The following is a 20,144-nucleotide window of genomic DNA, read 5'->3' as shown; positions in this document are numbered from 1 at the left end:
TTCCTCTTCAGCGCTGCCAGAACTAAATATGTTTTGGCAAGAAACTCGACGTGCTCTGCAGGTAGTCAAAGAACCACCTGATGATATAACTGAATTGTGGGATCAACTGGGATTGTTTCCAGTCTTCACTTTGCGAAAAACCGGTAAAAGTATCGAGGAAGAACAGCATCGCGGAAACGATCAACACCCCACGCAGTGCGCCGAAGCACACACCTAACACCCTGTCAGTGCCGGACAACCCGGTTCTTTCAACCAGTGAACCAATCACATAGTTGACAATTGCACCTACGATCAACGTCGCGATGAACAAGATGGCAATTGCGATCCCGTTTCGAACTAATTCATCTTCGAAACGTGTGAAGTAGATGGCGAGGTAAGGGTAATAATGGCTGGCAACAAAAAAGGCGCAAGCCCAGGTTACCAGCGATAAAGCCTCACGAACAAAGCCACGGATTAAACTGACTAAAGCAGAAAATCCGATAACCGCAATAATGACGTAATCAATCCAGACCATTAACTATTCCAGTGTCTAATCCAGTCACATCTGCCCCGGCATCCCGTTCGCGGCGAATTCTAACAGAAAAAGAAAACGTTTGCGTAGGGGAAATCAGCCGGTCAGACAAATTAATAATAGCGATTAAAAAAACCTCAATCGCAGCATAAACCTATAAAAACTCAACCAGAGGATCTTATAGAAAAAGGGCACCAATCGCTTGTGCCCTCCGTGGTATTTTTTATGTTTTAACGGCCACCTCCCCCTTCGCAGGAGGAGGTGCAAAATCAGTGAGCAGAATAGGCGCGAACCTGCCCGCCTAATCCACTCAGCTGTTGCAGTTGCGGAAGTGAAGCCTCAAGCTTCTGCTTCGACGCATCCGGCCCGACGTACAGGCGCGTAATCTGCCCCTGTACCGGCGTTGACGGAACCGTATAAGCGCGGAAACCAGACAAACGCAGATTCGCCACAATCTCATTGGCTTTAGCAGCATTTTTCAGTGCGCCAAGCTGCACCACGTAGGACTGCCCTGCCGGCGCTTTTTCTTCCGGCGCAGGCTTCGGCTGTTCTGCCGGTTTTGGCTGTTCAGCCACGGCCTTCGGCTGCTCGACCGGTTTTGGTTGCTCGACGACCTTCGGTTTCACCGTTGGCTTCGCTTCCACCATCGGTTTAGGTTCGATGACTTTAGGTTTCTGCGCCGCAGGTTTTACCGGTGCAGTCTGCACCGTTTTTTTCTGCTCAGGCAATGTGGTGACCGGCGGTGCTTCTATCGTGGTATTGCCCGGTGCAACATTGCCCTTATTCGCGGCATTCGTGTTATTCGCCGAACCTTCCGACTCCTGCGCAGCACCGTTCATCGCCTGATCCGCACCTTCCGGTGGCTGAGCCGGCAAAGATTGCGTGACCGGTGGCACCGAGTCCTGTTCCTCAACATCACCCGGTTTTGGCACCAATGGAATAGACGCAAATTCGTCTTCGTAATGCTTTTTCTTGCCGTCGAGTAAACCGGGCAAAATAATGACGCCCAGCGCCACCAGAATGACCGTCCCGACCAGACGATTTTGAAACTTACTTGCCACTGGTTTTCCCCGTGTCTATAGCATCCATTACGTGAGCTACGGTATGGAACGAGCCGCAGACAATCACAATATCCTGAGGAGCAGCCTCCTGCATAGCCTGTTTCCAGGCAGACTCCACATCGTCAAACTGGTGCGCCTGCGGCAGGTGTGCCGTCAGCTCTTCAACACTGGCCCCGCGCGGACCTTCCAGCGGCGCGCAATACCATTCGTCCACCTGAGGCGACAGGCAAGCCAGCGTACCGGCAATATCTTTGTCTTTCAACATTCCGACGACAGCACGCACTTTACCGCCATTTCGTGGCTGTTCCGCCAGACGTCCGGCCAGATACGCCGCCGCATGCGGGTTGTGCGCGACATCCAGGATCAGACGAGGTGATTCACTCACCGTCTGGAAACGTCCCGGCAGTGCCGCGCGCTGTAAACCAGTGCGCAACGCGGCTTCAGGAATATCCAGAGTGGAATAATGCAGCGCGGCCAGCGCGGTCGCGGCGTTGGCGAGTGGCACATTCGGCAACGGTAAACCTTCCAGCACGTTAACCTCATGGCCTTCTTCCAGTGCTGCCCAGCGCCACTGTCCGGCATCCGCAGAAAAATGCCAGTTCACCTCACGGCGGTATAAATCCGCGTGTTTTTCCTGCGCAACGGCAGCAATAGATTGCGGCATATCCGGTTCACCGACCACGGCCGGTTTACCGGCGCGGAAAATACCGGCTTTTTCACGGCCAATGCTTTCGCGGTCAGATCCCAGCCAGTCAGTATGGTCCAGCGCAATACTGGTCACGACTGCCACACTGGCATCGACAATATTGGTCGCGTCCAGACGCCCGCCCAGCCCGACTTCAAGGATCACCACATCCAGCTTAGCCTGTTTAAACAGCTGCAACGCCGACAATGTGCCGTATTCAAAATAGGTCAGCGAAATATCACCACGGCCAGCTTCCAGCAGCGCAAAAGATTCGCAATGCGCAGATTCTGCTAATTCTTCACCCTGGATACGGACACGTTCGGTGTAGCGCACCAGATGCGGGGAACTGTAAACGCCCACACGGTAGCCCGCTGCCATCAGGATGGATTCCAGCGTTGCACAGGTGGTGCCTTTACCGTTGGTTCCGGCCACAGTGAAAACTTGTGGCGCAGGCGTCAGTAAATCGAGTTTCGCGGCTACCGCTTTAACCCGATCAAGACCAAGCTCAATCGCCTGAGAGTGAAGATGTTCGAGATAATAAAGCCACGTGGCCAAAGGCGACGTGGCTTGGGGAATAAGTTGATTTTGCATGAGTCCCGTTCAACCTTGTCAGGTTCACTTCGACGCTACATCACCAGACTGTGACAGCAGGCAATGCCCTCTTTGTCAGATCATACCAACAGAGTAAAAGCACGGCTGTCTTTTTTGCAGAAAAACAGTGTGGGCGGCACAACACACGATGGCCGCCCGAATAACTGACCGGCGTTTACCCTGTTCGATCAGGCATCCTGATTGTCAGCGGCAGAACCGTTGACAGCAACATGGACGTCAGCCACGTTCGGCTCCGGTTGCCCGGTTAATTTCGCCAGAACGCTACCCAGTTTAGCTCGCATTTCCGGACGGCGTACGATCATATCAATCGCACCTTTTTCGATCAGGAATTCACTGCGCTGGAAGCCCGGCGGCAGTTTTTCACGCACGGTTTGCTCGATAACGCGTGGACCGGCAAAACCGATCAGCGCTTTCGGCTCAGCGACGTTAATGTCGCCCAGCATTGCCAGACTGGCAGAAACACCGCCCATGGTCGGGTCAGTCAGTACAGAAATGTACGGCAAGCCGCGTTCCTGTAATTTCGCCAGTGCTGCACTGGTTTTCGCCATCTGCATCAGCGACATCAGCGCTTCCTGCATACGGGCGCCGCCACTGGCAGAGAAACAGACCAGCGGGCAGTTATCTTCCAGCGCCTGCTCAACGGCACGTACAAAACGGGCCCCCACCACAGACGCCATTGATCCGCCCATGAAGGCAAACTCAAAGGACGCGACCACGATTGGCATGCCAAACAGCGTACCTTTCATGACGACCATGGCGTCTTTTTCGTTGGTTTCTTTTTGTGCTGCAACCAGACGATCTTTGTATTTTTTGGAATCTTTAAACTTCAGAACATCTTTAGGCTCAAGCTCGCTGCCTAATTCAACCTCACTGCCCTCGTCCATGAAAGTGGACAGACGCATACGCGCACTGAGGCGCATATGGTGGTCACACTTAGGGCACACCATGAGGTTGCGCTCAAGCTCGGCGCGGTAAAGAACCTGCCCGCAGCTATCACATTTAGTCCAGACGCCCTCAGGAATACTTGCCTTACGGGTCTGCGAGTCAGTGCTCTTACTAAGAATTCGTTCAATCCAGCTCATCGATAACCTTTCTGTTTGAACCCGGCCGAAGCCAGTCCGCTGTTCATGCTGTAACAAGTCCCCTGAAACCTACCCAAAATCACCTGTGTGCGGGGTGATAAAAAACCTCACACACCGCGCCACAGAAGGGTTGTTCGCAGGAACAGACCATAAATTGTCGCTCATTAAACCATAACGGCCAGACACTGTGGATAAAAAACTGGTCTTACCCTCAGGTTTAATGCCTTAAATTTTAAAGCGCTTGCGTAAAAAACGTGCGGAATTAATCCTGCTGACGCTTTTCTTTGGCCGCTGCGCGTTTGTGCCGCCAGATTTCAACCACACCCGGCAGGATGGAAACCACAATGATCGCCACGATCAGTAATTTCAGATTTTCCTGAACAATCGGCAGATCACCGAAAAGGTAGCCAGCATAGGTAAATAACAGTACCCAAACCAGTGCACCAATCACGTTATACGCAGCAAAATGGCGGTAAGACATATGTCCCATACCGGCCACAAACGGTGCAAACGTGCGGACGATCGGCACGAAGCGCGCAAGAATAATCGTTTTACCGCCATGTTTCTCGTAAAACTTATGCGTCTTGTCCAAATAACTGCGACGGAAAATCTTTGAATCAGGATTACTGAACAGACGTTCACCAAATACCCGTCCGATAGTGTAGTTCACCGCATCGCCCAGGATCGCCGCAATGGCCATCAGGAATGCCATCAGATGGACGTTAATGTCATTGCCCGGCAACGCCGCCAGCGCGCCTGCCACAAACAATAATGAGTCCCCTGGCAGGAAAGGTGTCACCACCAGACCGGTTTCGCAAAACAAAATCAGGAATAAAATGCCGTAAACCCAGATGCCATACTGCGCAACCAGCTCCGCTAAATGCACGTCAATATGCAAAATAAAATCAATGACAAAGTGAATAAAACCCATTTGATTTACTCCCCCTTTTTCGGTTTAACAGCCCATTTAAACAATCGCTTTATCCGTTCCTTAGTCTTCGAGGAACAGGGGTCCCATATTCACCTGAGGCAGCGCAAACTTCTCAGGGTAATCGACTGAAACCAGATACAACCCTTCCGGCTTGCCGGTGGCTGCCGCAAGATTGCGATCTTTCGCTGCCAGCAGTTCTCCCATCCAGCCAACAGGCTGGTTACCGGCACCGATTTCCACCAGACTGCCCACGATATTGCGCACCATATGATGAACAAATGCATTAGCCTTGATATCCACCACCACATAACTGCCGTGACGGCTCACATTCACATGCATCACATAACGCCACGGTGTACGCGACTGGCACTGAGATGCACGAAAAGACGTGAAATCGTTCTCACCCAGTAGCGCCTGGCCGGCAATCTGCATTTTTCCGACGTCGAGTGGCATGTGAACATGCGTCACGCCGGCATGCAAAATTGCTGAACGGTAACGGTTATTGTAAATAACGTAGCGATAGCGGCGGGCAGTGGCGCTGAAACGGGCGTGAAAATCTTCGCCCACATTCGCGCACCAGCGCACAGCAATATCTTTGGGTAAATGGGTATTCACCCCCATCGTCCACGCCGCGTCTTTGCGCAGCACCGGCGTGTCAAAATGCACCACCTGCCCCGTCGCGCTGACGCCTGCGTCTGTCCGTCCGGCGCAAAACACCACGATCGGTGAATTGGCCACCCGGCTCAGTGCCTTTTCCAGACACTCCTGCACACTGGCAACACCCTGCTGACGCTGCCAGCCAAAATAAGCACTGCCGTCATATTCAATGCCTAACGCCACACGCCCGGCAACCGGTGCGGTGCTGACGTCAGCGATCACTTCATCGGACATAATCAGTACCAGTACTCATTAATCAGCTTCTCTGCGGTTTCCACCGCCATCAGTGCGCCGCCAAAACGAACGTTGTCAGCCACTGACCAGAATTGCAGTAACTCAGGAATGCCGTAGTCATTACGGATACACCCGATGCTCAGATTGGCATTGCCGGATGCATCGCTGACCTGCGTCGGGAAATCATCTTCATCGCTCAGATTGATATCATCAATGCGTTCAAGTTCAGCGCGTGCTTCTTCTGCTGACAGCGGACGCAGACCTTCCATATGTACCACCTGCGCATGACCGTAGAACACCGGCGACTGCACGCAGCTGACGGAAACCGGCAGGCCATCGTCCTGCAACACTTTGCGAACCTGATCCACCAGACGGCGTTCCTGACGCACACTGCCCTCTTCATCGCTGACCAGCGGCAAAAGGTTAAACGCCAGCTGTTTACTGAAGATACCCTCTTCTGCCGGAATTCCGTTAAGCAGACGGGCACTTTGCCCGGCCAGATCGTCAACAGCGGCTTTGCCCAGCGCAGAAACAGACAGCAAAGAGGTCACGTGCAGACGGGACAAACCCGCCTGTTCGGTCAGTGGTTTGATGGCAGTCAGCAACTGGCTGGTCAGGCTGTCAGCCACGGCCACGATATTACGATTGCGGTAATGAGAAAGCGCATCAGGGTTCACGCCCGGCACCACCAGAGGAATGTCATGTTCAAGCGAGAACAGGCCACTGCTGTCAATCACCAGACATCCCTGATTTGCAGCTTCCTCGGCATACAAGGCAGAGGCTTCAGAGCCTGCAACAAAGAATGCCAGCTGAACCTGAGACCAGTCGAACTCAGATGCCTGTTGTACGCGCAGGCTTTTGCCATTAAAGCGCACGGTCTGACCGGCACTGCGTTCACTGGCCAGCGGGAAGAGCTCACCAACCGGGAACTGACGATCAGCCAATAATTCCAGTAACGCATCACCGACTGCGCCCGTTGCGCCAAGCAGCGCAATATTCCAGCCATCAGACATGTTGGTATTCTCCAGAAAATATAAAGTACAAAATACAAAGGGGCGATGAACATCACCGCCCTGTTTTAACGCGTTTTACCCGTCATATTTCAACGTGAAATATCAGGGCAGGAACTCAATGATTTACGCCGTGGCTAACTGGCTGTTAAAACCCAGTTTTTTCAGCACACCGGCGGTCGCTGCATCGTCGCAAATCACCCGTAAAGATGACCATTCACGACGTTCTTCATAGAACTTACGCAGCTTGTCGAATTCGCCCGGTTTTCCGGCTACACGGCGCAAAGGCCGGTCATCGCGGCGCACATCATACACTAAGTGAATAAGACGCAGCAGTTTGGCTTCGCTCAGCGCGCCACTCAGTGTCACTTCGGCAAATTCAGGCGCGGGCAGTAACGATTCCAGCGGCACCGTTTGTGGCTGACCGATAAACTGGCTGAATGCTTCGAACACCTGCGTGGTGCCGCGTGCCTTCCCTTCCAGGCTGTAACCGGCGATATGTGCCGTGCCGATGGCAACTTTATCCAGCAACGCCAGCGACAAATCGGGTTCCGGTTCCCAGACATCCAGCACAGCGGTCAGCTTTTTGCTGCCGTTCAGTACGCCGAGCAGCGCAGTGTTATCCACCACTTCGCCACGACAGGCGTTGATGAGGATGCGCTCAGCAGGCAGACGCGCCAGTAAATCCGCATCCACCAGATGATATGTGGCATAAGGGCCGGACATATTCAGTGGCGTATGGAATGTCAGGATATCGGCTTCGGCGACCAGTTTCTCAAGCGGCCAGAATTCACCGGCATCACCCCGATCGGCACGCGGCGGATCGCACAGCAGCGTGTGGACCCCCAGTGCCTCGAGGCGGGCATGCAGGCGTGACCCGACGTTACCGACACCAATGATCCCGACCGTTTTATCGCGCAGCTGGAAACCATCGCGCTGTGCGAGGATCAGCAATGAAGAAAAGACATATTCCACCACGGCAATCGCATTACAGCCAGGCGCGGCCGAGAAACCAATCCCTGCGCTGGCAAGCCATGCATCATCGACATGATCGGTGCCCGCCGTGGCAGTCCCCACGAATTTCACCGGTTTTCCCGCCAGCAAACTCTCGTTCACTTTGGTCACAGACCGCACCATCAGCGCATCGGCATCATTGAGCGCATCTTGCGGGATAGGACGGCCAGGAACGGCCTGCACGTTGCCCAGCCGGCTAAAAAGCTCGACGGCATACGGCATATTTTCATCAACCAGGATTTTCACGTTTGTCTCCGGCAGCATGGCCTAAAGAAAGAATAGAAAATAAAGAGGGCATTGATTTTGCCACGATACAGGGTCAGATCCCAACTTTCAGGGCACGGGTTTACCTGTCGTTACGAAAACGCTGCGGTGTGGTGCCCGACACCTGCTGGAACATGGCGATAAAGGCCGAAGACGAGCTGTAACCCAGTTCGAGTGAGACCTCCTGTACCGTTTTCCCCTGCTCCAGCAAAGAGACAGCATGCAGGAAGCGCAGCCGCTGACGCCATTGGGCAAAACTCATCCCCAGTTCCTGCTGGCAACGCCGCGACAGGGTTCGTTCGGTGGTATACACCTGCTTCGCCCATTGTGCCAGCGACGTGTTATCCGCCGGATTCTTTTCCAGTGCGCTCAGCACGGGGGACAGTAATTTATTTTCCGATGTGGGTAAATAAGTGTTCTGACGGGGTGCCAGACTGATTTGATCCAGCAAAACGCGACACATACGCAGATCCGTTTCACTCTGCGGTTCAGTCATATTTCGTGAGAAGCAGTCATCAGCAATGGCGTTAAAAATGGCTGTCGGCGTCAGCAGGCAAGGCTCAACAGGCAGATGGATATCCAGTTCGGGGGCGATATCAATGACGCAAAAACGTGTGGTTTTGCGGTTATAGCTTGAATGCTCAACCCCGGCAGGTATCCAGATGGCGAATTCGCGCGGGGCAAGATAGCGCTGTCCGGCCACGCGCATGGCAAGAACGCCGGATTTTACGCAGATAATCTGGCTCCACGGATGGGAATGCTCAACATACTCAGAATTCCCCTCCACAATTTCACCCCGAAAAAGCAGAGTAACCGGTATCTTCTCAGGTAACGGCGGGTAATATCGGGGTAAAGAAGAACGCGGTGCGGGCATAAAAACCTTTTGTCTGTGCGCCAAACGGGGATTGTCTGAATTACGCAATGTGTTGTCTGATTATCGTTATATATAACAAACAAGACAACCGTACACTGGCGTGACGATTTATTCAGGAATACGACTCAATGAATGTGCTCTTTCCCCTGCTTGCCGTCCTGATCTGGTCACTGAATGCTGTGGTCAGTAAAGCCTCGGCCAGCGCAATTGATCCTGCTGCCATTTCGTTCTACCGCTGGCTTCTGGCACTGCTGACGCTGACACCTTTCGTGCTGCCCGGCGTGCTGCGTAACCTCCAGGCGGTGAAACAATACGGGTGGAAACTGCTGATACTGGGCTTGCTGGGCATGGTGCTGTATCAGAGTCTGGCATACTACGCTGCACACAGCGTCAGTGCGCTGTTTATGGGCATCCTGAATTCGCTGATCCCGCTGCTGACCGTGCTGATTGGCCTGTTTGTGCTGAGCGTAGTGCCAACAGTGGGCGTCGCACTGGGCAGTATTATTTCACTCGGCGGTTTAGTCTGGCTGGTCAGTGCCGGTTCGCCGGCGCAGCTGCTGCAACACGGTATCGGCACCGGTGAGCTGATGATGTTTGCGGCTTCGGCCTCCTATGCGCTGTATGGGGTGCTGACCAAGCGCTGGGCGATCCCGCTGCCGAACTGGCAATCGTTATATGTGCAGATCATTTTCGGCGTTTTATTATTGCTGCCAAACTTTCTGCTCGCGAAGGATGTCAGCCTGACCGCACATAATATTCCGCTGGTGCTTTTCGCGGGGATCCCGGCGTCGATCATCGCGCCGTTTTTGTGGATCCAGGGTGTGATCCGTTTGGGTGCCAACAAAGCGTCTATTTTCATGAACCTGTCGCCGATTTTCACGGCAGTGATCGCCGTGCTGTTCCTGCACGAGCACCTGCACAGCTACCATCTGATTGGCGGCGGTATCACGCTTGTCGGGGTCATTCTGGCGCAGCGTTTGCGTAAACCGCTGTTCACCCGCGCCGCGCCTGCGGAACAAAACAAAATTCGCTAAAGGGTATGCCATCCTTAATAAGAGGGTGGCACCTCCCCCACTTTCTGCTTTCGCGCCCCGCCAGACGTTTTTCTCTGCTGTTTTAGGAAACAATATTCTGAAGAATCTTTCTCAGCCTGCTATTCACGGTGTCGATTAAAACACTTTGCAGGTATGATGAGGCGCTTCCGCGCTCTGCGCCGTGCTTTTGACTTATCATTGAGTTTAAGCGACGTTTTAAATTTCCAGCGAAGGACGGTGATATGCAACCTTTGAGCGGCCCGGGCATGCCGGTTGGCGACAACAGAACACAACCGCAGGGTCAGACCGTTCCGGCTAAAACGGGCGCTGAACTGCCCTTAACGCCGGTACAGCGCACCACGCTGGAAAAACTGATCGTCAAACTGATGGCGCTGACGCCCATCAAATCTGCTGAGATCTGGGCCAATCTGCGCCACGAACTTGCGTTGCCAAACGGTGCGGAAATCACCTCTCAGCAATTCCCGCAGGCCGAAGCGCTGTTACAGGGAAAACTTACACAGGCCCAGGACAGCCTTGCCTCACGCCAGCTGATGCTGCAACTGACCGAGCTGCTGCCGCAGGGTAACAACCGTCAGGCGGTGAGCGATTTTATCCGCCAGAATTTTGGTCATACCGTACTGAGTCAGCTGACACATCCGCAGCTGCAACAGGTGCTGGATCTGATCCAGACCCGTCAGATGAATATTCCGCAGCCCCAGCAGACACCGGTCACCGATCGTCCGTTGCTGCCTGCCGAGCATAACAGCCTGCAACAACTGGTAACCCGTCTCAGCGCTGCTACCGGCGAAGCCCCTGTGAAAGTCTGGCAGGAACTGTTTACGCTGGTTGGTGTGAAAGTGGGCGAACCGATACCGGCGAAGCATTTTCAGGTGCTAAGCCAGTTTATGCAGGTGAAAGCGTCGCTCAGCCAGCAGACCACCGCACCGACGCTGACCACGTTGCTGAGCGTGCTCAAGCAGCCGGCCAGCACCCATGAAATTCATCAACTGACGGAATATGCCGAAAATCGTTTCAGCGCGACGCTTTCCACGCCGCTGACGCAGGTTCAGGTCAGTGATCTGATTGGCGTTCTGTTCAGCCAGCGGGTTGACCGCTCTGCGCGCACAGAAGACATAGACGATACCTTCACCACGGTGACACGTACCGATCCGCAACCGATCATGAACCCGTTTATCGCGATGTTGCCCCCTTCCATGCAGGCGATGGGCGGCAAGCCGCTGGTATTTATTGCGTTCGTGGTGGTTCTGCTTCTGCTGTGGTTACTGTTTTAAGCACGCCGTTAACCTCTTTTCAGCAACTGCAATCTGGCGGTGCCTGTTTCCGTGAATACTGTCCGCGTTCTTCACCCACCGCAACCGGGTGTTGATCGCGGATCCAGAAATCCAGTCCGCCAATCATTTCCTTCACCCTGAATCCAAGCCGGGCCAGTTTATACGCGCCCTGCGTCGAACCGTTGCATCCGATTCCGTCACAATAGGTTACGTAAACCACGTCTTTACTGAGTTCGCAGGTACTTTCTGCCGTCATCAGTTTATGCGGAAAACTGACCGCGCCCGGCACATGGCCACCTGCATAATGTTCAGCAGAACGGGTATCAATCACCACGATTGTGTTCACACCGTTTTGTAAATCCGCAGCGACATCGGCGGCATCGGTATAAAAGCTCAGTTTCGACAACAGATATGCAGCACTGATTTCAGGTGATGGTGGTGCAAATCCTAAAACATAAGACTCTGGTTGCATAAACACTTCCTCGTTAAATGATATGACTGAAAACAGTTCCATCATCGCCGTTTTTGGTCTTATGATTAATGCCAATTTCAAGCCAATCATAAGACCCATTATGCGCATCTTGTCTCAGCCCTCTGCACTGATTACGCTTTTCGAAAACACAGCCATCACCGGTTCAGACGCTGCGGCAGGTTTGCGTGACCGGCTGTGTTCAGCGTTGCGCAAGGCTATTCATACCGGTGCGCTGACCGGAGGAGAACGCCTGCCGTCTTCGCGTATTCTGGCCTCTGACCTGAAACTCTCACGGGTCACCGTAGAAGCCGCCTACGCACAGATAGAAGCAGAGGGTTATCTTCAGCGCCATACCGGCAAGGGGACTTTTGTCAGCCGCTCACTGCCCACCGCCCTGTCCTCCAGAAACAGCCAGGTCTTATCGCCTGGGTTTACGCGCTTGTCAGCGCGGGGTGAGAAAATTATCGCCAACGGCGGCTGTCATGACCCGCAAGCGCCCGTCGCCTTTGCAGCCGGTTCGCCTGATCTGCGCGCCTTCCCGCTGAAAATCTGGAAGCAAATAACCGCCAGACAGCTGCGGACTCAGGGCGAACGCCTGCTGGGATATGGCGACCCGCAGGGGTATTTGCCCTTGCGCGAGGCGCTTGCCAGCTATCTTCAGCAGTCACGCGGGGTCATTTGCAGCGCCGGACAAATCCTTATCACCACCAGTTCGCAACAGGCACTGCAATTGCTGGCGATGCTCCTGATTGATCCCGCAGATACGGTGTGGCTTGAGCAGCCGGGTTATCCGGGTGCACGCAACGCGTTTGCCAGCGCCGGAGCCGATATTTGCGCCATTGAGGTTGATGAACAGGGAATGGTGCCGGGCGCTGATTCACCTGTGCCGCGCCTGATATACCTGACGCCGTCGCACCATTATCCGACCGGTGTCAGCCTGAGTTTGTCACGCCGTTTACATCTGCTCGGCTATGCGAAACGTCACGGCAGTTGGATCATCGAAGATGATTACGATAGTGAACTGCATTACGACGGGCGGCCGCTTCCGGCTATGCAAGGGCTGGATAAACATCAGCAGGTCATTTATCTGGGAACCTTCTCGAAAGTTTTATTCCCGTCTTTGCGGCTGGCCTATGCCGTCTTACCGCCTGCGCTGGTGGCACCGATGGTGACGCTGCGCACCGTGAATGACGGTCATTCTTCACAGCTGATGCAGGCCGTCACGGCGGAATTTATGCAGGCCGGGCATTTCGCTTCACATCTGCGCTTTTCGCGTCAGCTTTACCACAGCCGACGTGACCATCTGCTGACGCAAATTAAGCAAAAAATTGAATGGCTGAGCCCTCAGGTTGCCGCCGGGGGGTTACAACTCGCCGCCCGTCTGCCTGCCGGACAGGAACAGCATTTCAGCGCGCTTGCCGCCCAGGCCGGTGTCGAAACGCCACGGCTTTCACCTCTGTTTACCGCCAGCGCCGGTTTAGTGACCCAACATCAGGACGGCTGGCTGCTCGGTTTCTCGGCATTAACCCCGGCTGAAATCACCACCGCAGTAAACCGTCTGGCGTCGCTGAAGGTGCCAGTCATTTAACAAACAGCGTCAATAACAACCAGCCCGCGCCGCCGCTGAACAACAGGAACGGGAAAGAATAATAGTGAAACCGCAGCCAGATCTTCTTGTCATTCGCCATGCGCAGCGCAATAAGATTGGCCAGCGATCCTATCGCCAGCCCGAAACCGCCAGCATTGACGGCGTAGGCCAGCAACGGTCCGGAGGGTAAATAATTAATCATCAGGATTGTCGCGGGCACATTACTGATGACCTGAGAAAGCCCGATGCTCAGCAGATAATGACCGTAATCCGGCAGCCCGTGAATATGCGTAAACGCTGGCTGCAGGGCATTCATCCCGACCAGTAAACGCACATCGATAAACATCACGATAAACACCAGGATCAGCGGCCAGTCGATGCGCAGCAGGACATTTCGCGCCAGCAGTAAAAAACACAGGATCACCGCCAGCAAACCATACAGGGCCAGCCCCAGATCAACACAGGCGATAAATACCGCGTAGAGCACAACACAGCTCACCAGCAGACCTTTTTGAAAAGGATATCCCTGATTGTTCTCAATTTTTTTCAGGCTGTGCGACGGAAAACAAAACCAGGTCACCAGCAATAAGGCAGCCAGAGTGACCAGCGCCAGCGGTGTCATCTGTCCGATAAAATGCAGGAAGGACTGACCGGATTTATTCCATAACAGAATATTTTGCGGGTTACCGATCGGCGTAAGCAGTGAACCGGCATTCACCGCCAGTGCTTCAAAGATAATCAGCCGCGTCACCGGTAACGACGTCAGTTTCTTCAGCGTGATCGTCAGCGGGATGATGATAAATAACGCGACGTCATTGGTCATAAACGTGGACAACAGTGCTGCAGCAGTGACCAGAAACAGCGCCAGCCACCGCTCATTGTCGATGGCGTTAATCATCTTACGGCCTACAAAATCAAAGTAACCGCTGACCTCAACGCCCTTGGTCAGCATCAGTAAACCCAGCAACGTGACGATCGTGTCCCAGTCCACAAACTGCGGAAACTGGCTGATTTCCTCAGGCTGAAACAGGGTCAGAATGACACCAAGCAGAATTAACAGATGCAAAAATCTGTCACGTAAAAAAGGCTTAAATACAGAGCCGAACGCCGCCATCAACATGTCTTTTCTTCACTGTTCAGAATTCGCTGACGTTACGCGAAGAATTGCGCCGCTGCCAGCGGATAACATCAATCAGCAGGAAAATAAGTAAGCTCGCGCCCATCACGGGCAATGAAATTGCCAGACCGATCGTGATCACCAAAATCGGGCATTGCAGCCAGAACGGCACAGACCGCCAGGTTTGTAGCAATGTCGTGGCCGGATGACTGTCGGTACTGTTGACGCTGCGGCGCAGCCACCACAGGCGATATCCCCAGGCAATCATCACACAAAGCCCGGCACCAAAAATCACCAGAATGGCCTGATTCCAGATGCCAAACAGAATGCCCATATGCGCATCCACACCCCAGCGGGTGAGTTTGGCAAGCAGCGGGAAATCAGCAAACCGCACGTGATCGACGATTTGCAGGGAACGGGGATTGACCGATACCGCATCCACCTGCGTTGGCCAGCTGCGATCAACTTCGGTCACTGTCCAGGCTTTCCCCGTGTTATACGCCGGACGGATTTCAATCTTGTTCGCCGCAATACCCGCCTCACGCGCTGCCTGTACTACCGCATCAAAAGTCTGTGCAGAAACAACGGCGGCTGGTGATGCAGCAGGCATGCTGTGTGCCGACATGTTCATTCCCGGCATATCAGGCATATCAGCCATCGGCGCTTGATGCCCGGCATGTTCACTGACCGGCCCGGCAACCGTCTGTGGATCCAGACTGGTTTTCACGCCGGGCGTCATCCAGCCCATATGGGCACGTAACACGCCGATATTGTCCCCCGCCCATTGTGACCAGGTCAGGCCGGTGGCGGAGAAAAACAGTAAACCGGCGAGCAAAACCAGGCCGAGCGAACTGTGCCAGCGACGGCTGTTTTGCTGCTGTTGTACCTTGCCACTGACCTTACGCAGTGGTCGGGGTTTCCGGCGACCGCTGAACCAGAGCACGACGCCACCCGATGCCGCCACCCACAACCAGGAGGCGGCCAGCTCGCTGTATATCCGGCCTGTATCGCCCAGCAATAAGCCGCGATGTAAATCATCCAGCCAGGTGCGGAAAGGCAAAATGCCGCTGGTGCCGTACACCGTCATGTCGCCTTTCACCGCCAGCGTGATGGGGTCGATGAAAATTGCACGGCTCTTAGATGCTCCGAGTTGCGGATCAGAAAACATCACCCGCGTCGTTTCCCCCGCAGAGGGGGCCGGTCTGACGGCGTAGATTTTTTTATCCTGACCGGCAACCTGTAGCGCCGCATCTATCTGACGGGAGAGCGGCTGCGCCTCTCCTTTTGAGGCGGTAAATAATGCGCCGGCATAGAGATAATTTTCCAACTGAGGTGTCAGTACATACAGTGTACCGGTCAGCGCAGCGACAAAAATAAAGGGTCCGACGAACAGGCCAATGTAAAAATGCACACGGCGCAGCAACGCCATAAAGGCCGCTTGCGCAGGCATTTTTTTACCCGCGCTGGAAGGCAGGTTTGCAGGTTGATTCATAAATCTGGTTTCCTGAATTTCAAATAACACGCTGTCAACAGCGATAAAAATCGCGGTTAACTTGAAAGAAATTATTCAGAGGCAGTTACAGAAAAACAGGCGGTGCGCGGGGTTGGGAATCCGTGAATATCAGCGAAGGAATAAGATGCGGTATGGCAGCGCACGGTGGAGCACGGCTGGAAACATCCAGCGACCACTGCATGGGCATAGCCTGCAAATCGAGCAGGGGTAAATGCACCAGCAACACACAATAACCGCACGCGGCATCGCTCATGTCGCCAGAAAGCATAGCTTTCACGGTATCCTGCGGCGCAGACTGACAGGCGGGCGTCTGGCAATGCTCTTCCGATAATACAGAATGCACTGACATATCCATGTCAGCCATTTCCCCGTCCGACATGTCCATCCCGGACATCATCATGCCGGGCATCATCCTATGCTGCACACCCTCTGCCACCAGCGATTTAGACACCACGGGCGCAATAAACAACATCAGTATCGCCACCATCCCGAGCCAGGCCGGGAAGTGCAAATGTCGATGATGGATGTGTCGGAGTGAGAGCATTATGTCAACAAGGTGAAAATAAGAAGCGGCGAAATTGTACCTGAATTGTTGAGATATACACCCGAAATCATTCAGGTTCTATCACGGCCGCGGGCGAATAATTCCTCAGAAACCCGGCACGCCAACGCAGAGGCGGCCTGAAGGATGGCGGAGACAAAAAAGCCCGCTCGGAAGCAGGCTTTTATACAGACATTAACGGACAGTATTATTTGTCGTTTTTCAGCTTACGCATCACCAACGTGGCGTTGGTGCCACCGAAACCGAAGCTGTTAGACATCACCGTCGTCAGTTCACGCTGCGTTGGCTGAGTGATGATATCCATACCTTCGGCCTGCTCATCAAGGTTTTCGATGTTGATGCTTGGCGCGATGAAGCCGTATTCAGCCATCAGCAAGGTGTAGATCGCTTCCTGAACGCCTGCGGCACCCAGAGAGTGACCGGTCATGGCTTTGGTCGAAGACAGCGCCGGCGTTTTGTCACCGAACACTTCACGGATAGCGCCCAGTTCTTTAACGTCGCCGACCGGGGTAGAAGTCCCATGAACGTTAACGTAATCGATTGGAGTATCTACACCGTTCATTGCCATTTTCATGCAACGCACTGCGCCTTCGCCAGAAGGAGCCACCATATCTGCGCCGTCAGATGTTGCGCCGTAGCCAACGATTTCTGCATAGATATGCGCGCCACGTGCCAGAGCGTGTTCCAGCTCTTCGACAACAACCATACCGCCGCCACCTGCGATAACGAAACCGTCACGCGCTTTGTCGTAGGTACGGGATGCTTTGTCCGGCGTTTCGTTGTAGCTGGTGGACAGTGCGCCCATCGCGTCAAATTCACACGCCATTTCCCAGCACAGTTCTTCACCGCCACCGGCAAACACCACATCCTGTTTGCCCAGCTGAATCATTTCTACCGCGTTACCGATGCAGTGTGCAGAGGTGGCGCAGGCAGAACTGATGGAATAGTTAACGCCGCGAATTTTGAACGGCGTTGCGAGGCAGGCAGACACGCCGGAAGCCATCGCTTTGGTCACCATGTAAGGACCTACGCCGCGCAGGCCTTTGGCACGCATACCGTCAGAGCCCGCGACCTGATTGCGCGGAGAACCGCCGCCGGAACCTGCGATCAGGCCGGTACGTTCGTTGGATACCATTTCAGGGGTCAGACCGGAGTCTTCAATCGCCTGTTGCATGGATAAGTAAGCGTAGATCGAGGCATCACTCATGAAACGCACAATCTTACGATCGATAAGGCCTGCGGTGTCTAATTTGACATCACCCCAGACGTGACTACGCATCCCGGCATCTTTCAGCTCTTGCGAGAAGGTGATCCCAGAGCGACCTTCCTGCAGAGATGCAAGAACTTCCTGCTTGTTGTTACCGATGCTCGAGATGATACCCAGGCCAGTAATCACTGCACGTTTCATTTAATACCTCTTGTACTATTCACCATTTGGGATTTCGTCACGCACTCTAGCGTACAGTTGTACGCCGAACAAGTCCGATCAGCAATTCCTTGTGTAAATCGTGGTAAATTTGCGCGGGTTCTAAGGCAGCGTTAAACTTCGGCATCGCCTTGAACTGAGAGAGTTTCACGTGAGCCACAACCCGATCACGCCCGCAGAATTAAGCTGGAACGAACAGGGTACACCTGTTTCCCGACATTTTGATGACGTCTATTTTTCCAATCAGAACGGCCTGCTGGAAACACGACATGTTTTTCTCAATGGCAATCATTTTCCGGCACGTTTTGCCGGTCACCCTCGCCCGCTGTGCATTATCGCCGAAACCGGTTTTGGCACCGGTCTGAACTTTATGTCGCTGTGGCAAGCCTTCGGGACATTCCGCGAAGCGCAGCCCGACGCCACGCTGCAACGTCTGCATTTCATCAGCTACGAGAAATTTCCGTTGTCCGCCCGTGATCTGGCGACAGCACACACACAATGGCCCGAGCTGGCCGCGTATTCGGCACAACTTTGCGAACAATGGCCAATGCCCTTTCCCGGCTGTCACCGCCTGCTGCTCGCAGACGGGCGTATCACGCTTGACCTGTGGTTCGGCGATGTCACTACCCTGCTTCCGGCATGTGACACCAGTATGAATCAACAGATCGACGCCTGGTTTCTCGACGGATTTGCCCCGTCCAAAAATCCGGACATGTGGACAGAGGATTTATTCCGTTCAATGGCGAAAATGACCCGACCGCAGGGTACATTCGCCACCTTCACCGTGGCGGGTTTTGTCCGCCGCGGATTGCAAAGCGCAGGTTTTGACATCAGTAAGGTACCGGGGTTCGGCGAAAAGCGACATATGTTAGCCGGTGTGCTGCCCGCAGGAATTGACGTACCTCATCCCGCACCGTGGTATGTGCGTCCGGCGGCGAAAAATGTCACTGAATTTGCCCTTCTCGGCGGCGGCGTCGCCAGTGCTGTGTTATCGCTGGCATTACTTCGACGTGGTTTTGCGGTCACACTGTATTGCGCCGATGAAAAACCGGCACTCGGTGCTTCCGGCAACCGTCAGGGGGCGGTTTATCCGTTGCTCAACGGCCGCGGCGATACACTGGAGAACTTCTTTGCCCATGCTTTCACTTTCGCCCGCCGCCAGTATGCGCAACTTGAAAAGGCGGATGTATCTTTCGATCACGGCTGGAGTGGCGTCACGCAACTCGGGTATGACGAAAAAAGTCAGGGCAAAATTGACGGCATCATTAACGGTGGCTGGCCGGGAGAACTGGCAACAGGATTGAGTGAAGAAGACGTGGAAGCACTATGCGGATTGCCGTGCGGCAGCGGCGGCGTAACTTATCCGCTCGGTGCCTGGCTGTGTCCGGCTGAACTGACCGCGTCCCTGATTTCGCTTGCCGAAACCCGGGGCTTAACCGTGCATTATCGCCAGCGCGCAACCGCATTAAATTATGATGCAGATTCACAGTGGGTGCTGACCTTTGCCGATGGCCATGTTGCCCGTCATCAGGGCGTTGTCCTGGCCAACGGCGCGGACATCACTGATTTCAGCCAGACCGAAAAACTGCCGGTTTACGCGGTCAGCGGTCAGGTTTCGCATATTCCGACCACACCTGTACTGAGCAAACTTAAACAGGTCTTGTGTTATGACGGTTATATGACCCCGGTCAGTCCGCAAAATCAGCATCATTGCATTGGCGCAAGCTATCACCGTGCGGATAAATGCACGGATTACCGTGAAGACGATCAGCAGGAAAACCGCCAGCGGCTGCTGAACTGCCTGCCGGAACAACCATGGCCACATGAGGTGGATGTCAGTCAGGGTGAGGCGAGGAACGGCGTGCGTTGTGCAACGCGGGATCATCTGCCGATGATCGGTTCGGTGTCCGATTACGACGCGTTGCTGGAAAGCTATAAAAAACTGGATCTGGATATTCAGCGCCATCGCCCGATTGCAGACGCGCCGGTGTATGAAAACCTGTTTCTGTTTGGCGCGCTCGGCTCCCGTGGCCTCAGCTCCGCCCCCCTGGGGGCAGAAATACTGGCTGCACAGATTGCCGGTGAACCATTGCCGCTCGACAGCGACACACTGGCGGCGCTGAATCCAAACCGGATGTGGGTCAGAAAACTGCTGAAAGGCCGCCCGGTCGAATCACATTAACCGGCCACTGAGGCAATAAAAAA

At 54.1% G+C, this 20,144-nt stretch carries 18 protein-coding genes; 4 read left to right on the top strand and 14 right to left on the bottom strand.

The window, feature by feature from the left end; genetic code table 11:
* Positions 1-22: 22 nt before the first annotated feature.
* The 9 genes from cvpA to EVX52_RS17460 all read right to left on the bottom strand — a co-directional run bounded on the left by cvpA (position 23) and on the right by EVX52_RS17460 (position 8,935).
* Positions 23-514 (bottom strand): colicin V production protein, encoded by a 492-nt coding sequence (gene cvpA, locus EVX52_RS17500; RefSeq protein ID WP_013574561.1) that lies wholly within the window; start codon positions 512-514, stop codon positions 23-25.
* Between the two features lie 266 nt (positions 515-780).
* Positions 781-1,572 carry a cell division protein DedD gene (dedD, locus tag EVX52_RS17495; RefSeq protein WP_129952307.1) on the bottom strand — a complete coding sequence of 264 codons (792 nt, stop codon included), beginning with the start codon at positions 1,570-1,572 and terminating at the stop codon, positions 781-783.
* Complete coding sequence (folC, locus tag EVX52_RS17490) at positions 1,562-2,848, bottom strand: bifunctional tetrahydrofolate synthase/dihydrofolate synthase (RefSeq protein ID WP_129991757.1); 1,287 nt, start codon at positions 2,846-2,848, stop codon at positions 1,562-1,564. The genes dedD and folC overlap by 11 nt, the downstream gene beginning before the upstream one ends.
* Positions 2,849-3,036: 188 nt before the next feature.
* Positions 3,037-3,951: an acetyl-CoA carboxylase, carboxyltransferase subunit beta gene (accD, locus tag EVX52_RS17485; protein ID WP_129952305.1), complete on the bottom strand. Its 915-nt coding sequence runs from the start codon at positions 3,949-3,951 to the stop codon at positions 3,037-3,039.
* Between the two features lie 262 nt (positions 3,952-4,213).
* The gene (locus EVX52_RS17480) at positions 4,214-4,882 is read right to left on the bottom strand and encodes a DedA family protein (RefSeq protein WP_129952304.1); all 669 of its coding nucleotides are present in this window, start codon (positions 4,880-4,882) and stop codon (positions 4,214-4,216) included.
* Between the two features lie 60 nt (positions 4,883-4,942).
* Positions 4,943-5,773, bottom strand: a complete 831-nt coding sequence (truA, locus tag EVX52_RS17475; protein ID WP_129952303.1) for a tRNA pseudouridine(38-40) synthase TruA — start codon at positions 5,771-5,773, stop codon at positions 4,943-4,945.
* 2 nt (positions 5,774-5,775) lie between these two features.
* On the bottom strand, positions 5,776-6,786 hold the full coding sequence (locus EVX52_RS17470; protein WP_129952302.1) for an aspartate-semialdehyde dehydrogenase: 1,011 nt from the start codon (positions 6,784-6,786) through the stop codon (positions 5,776-5,778).
* 123 nt (positions 6,787-6,909) lie between these two features.
* Complete coding sequence (gene pdxB / locus EVX52_RS17465; RefSeq protein ID WP_129991756.1) at positions 6,910-8,043, bottom strand: 4-phosphoerythronate dehydrogenase PdxB; 1,134 nt, start codon at positions 8,041-8,043, stop codon at positions 6,910-6,912.
* A 100-nt stretch (positions 8,044-8,143) separates the two neighbouring features.
* The gene (locus tag EVX52_RS17460) at positions 8,144-8,935 is read right to left on the bottom strand and encodes a helix-turn-helix domain-containing protein (RefSeq protein WP_129991755.1); all 792 of its coding nucleotides are present in this window, start codon (positions 8,933-8,935) and stop codon (positions 8,144-8,146) included.
* 128 nt (positions 8,936-9,063) lie between these two features.
* Between EVX52_RS17460 and EVX52_RS17455 the strand changes: the two genes are divergently transcribed.
* Both EVX52_RS17455 and flk read left to right on the top strand, forming a co-directional pair.
* The gene (locus EVX52_RS17455) at positions 9,064-9,969 is read left to right on the top strand and encodes a DMT family transporter (RefSeq protein ID WP_129991754.1); all 906 of its coding nucleotides are present in this window, start codon (positions 9,064-9,066) and stop codon (positions 9,967-9,969) included.
* A 242-nt stretch (positions 9,970-10,211) separates the two neighbouring features.
* Positions 10,212-11,261 carry a flagella biosynthesis regulator Flk gene (gene flk, locus EVX52_RS17450; protein ID WP_129952298.1) on the top strand — a complete coding sequence of 350 codons (1,050 nt, stop codon included), beginning with the start codon at positions 10,212-10,214 and terminating at the stop codon, positions 11,259-11,261.
* Between the two features lie 19 nt (positions 11,262-11,280).
* Here flk and EVX52_RS17445 read toward each other — a convergent pair whose 3' ends face one another.
* Positions 11,281-11,733, bottom strand: coding sequence for a rhodanese-like domain-containing protein (locus EVX52_RS17445; RefSeq protein ID WP_129952297.1), 453 nt, complete (start codon positions 11,731-11,733; stop codon positions 11,281-11,283).
* Between the two features lie 100 nt (positions 11,734-11,833).
* On the opposite strand from EVX52_RS17445, the gene EVX52_RS17440 reads away from it, so the two are divergent.
* Positions 11,834-13,321, top strand: coding sequence for a PLP-dependent aminotransferase family protein (locus EVX52_RS17440; protein ID WP_240783482.1), 1,488 nt, complete (start codon positions 11,834-11,836; stop codon positions 13,319-13,321).
* Here EVX52_RS17440 and EVX52_RS17435 read toward each other — a convergent pair.
* The 4 genes from EVX52_RS17435 to fabB form a co-directional block, all read right to left on the bottom strand.
* Positions 13,314-14,441, bottom strand: a complete 1,128-nt coding sequence (locus tag EVX52_RS17435; RefSeq protein WP_129991752.1) for an SLC13 family permease — start codon at positions 14,439-14,441, stop codon at positions 13,314-13,316. The genes EVX52_RS17440 and EVX52_RS17435 overlap by 8 nt on opposite strands.
* A 16-nt stretch (positions 14,442-14,457) precedes the next feature.
* Complete coding sequence (locus tag EVX52_RS17430; protein WP_129991751.1) at positions 14,458-15,930, bottom strand: PepSY domain-containing protein; 1,473 nt, start codon at positions 15,928-15,930, stop codon at positions 14,458-14,460.
* Between the two features lie 85 nt (positions 15,931-16,015).
* The gene (locus EVX52_RS17425) at positions 16,016-16,495 is read right to left on the bottom strand and encodes a DUF2946 domain-containing protein (RefSeq protein WP_129991750.1); all 480 of its coding nucleotides are present in this window, start codon (positions 16,493-16,495) and stop codon (positions 16,016-16,018) included.
* A 205-nt stretch (positions 16,496-16,700) separates the two neighbouring features.
* On the bottom strand, positions 16,701-17,921 hold the full coding sequence (fabB, locus tag EVX52_RS17420) for a beta-ketoacyl-ACP synthase I (RefSeq protein ID WP_129952292.1): 1,221 nt from the start codon (positions 17,919-17,921) through the stop codon (positions 16,701-16,703).
* 169 nt (positions 17,922-18,090) lie between these two features.
* Between fabB and mnmC the strand changes: the two genes are divergently transcribed.
* Positions 18,091-20,121, top strand: a complete 2,031-nt coding sequence (gene mnmC, locus EVX52_RS17415) for a bifunctional tRNA (5-methylaminomethyl-2-thiouridine)(34)-methyltransferase MnmD/FAD-dependent 5-carboxymethylaminomethyl-2-thiouridine(34) oxidoreductase MnmC (protein ID WP_129991749.1) — start codon at positions 18,091-18,093, stop codon at positions 20,119-20,121.
* Positions 20,122-20,144: the final 23 nt, after the last annotated feature.

The organism is Rahnella sp. CFA14(1/10) (genome assembly GCF_004195095.1).
GTDB lineage: Bacteria > Pseudomonadota > Gammaproteobacteria > Enterobacterales > Enterobacteriaceae > Rahnella > Rahnella perminowiae.
Note: the sequence above shows the minus strand (reverse complement) of the source record. Positions and strands in the feature narration are given on the sequence as shown.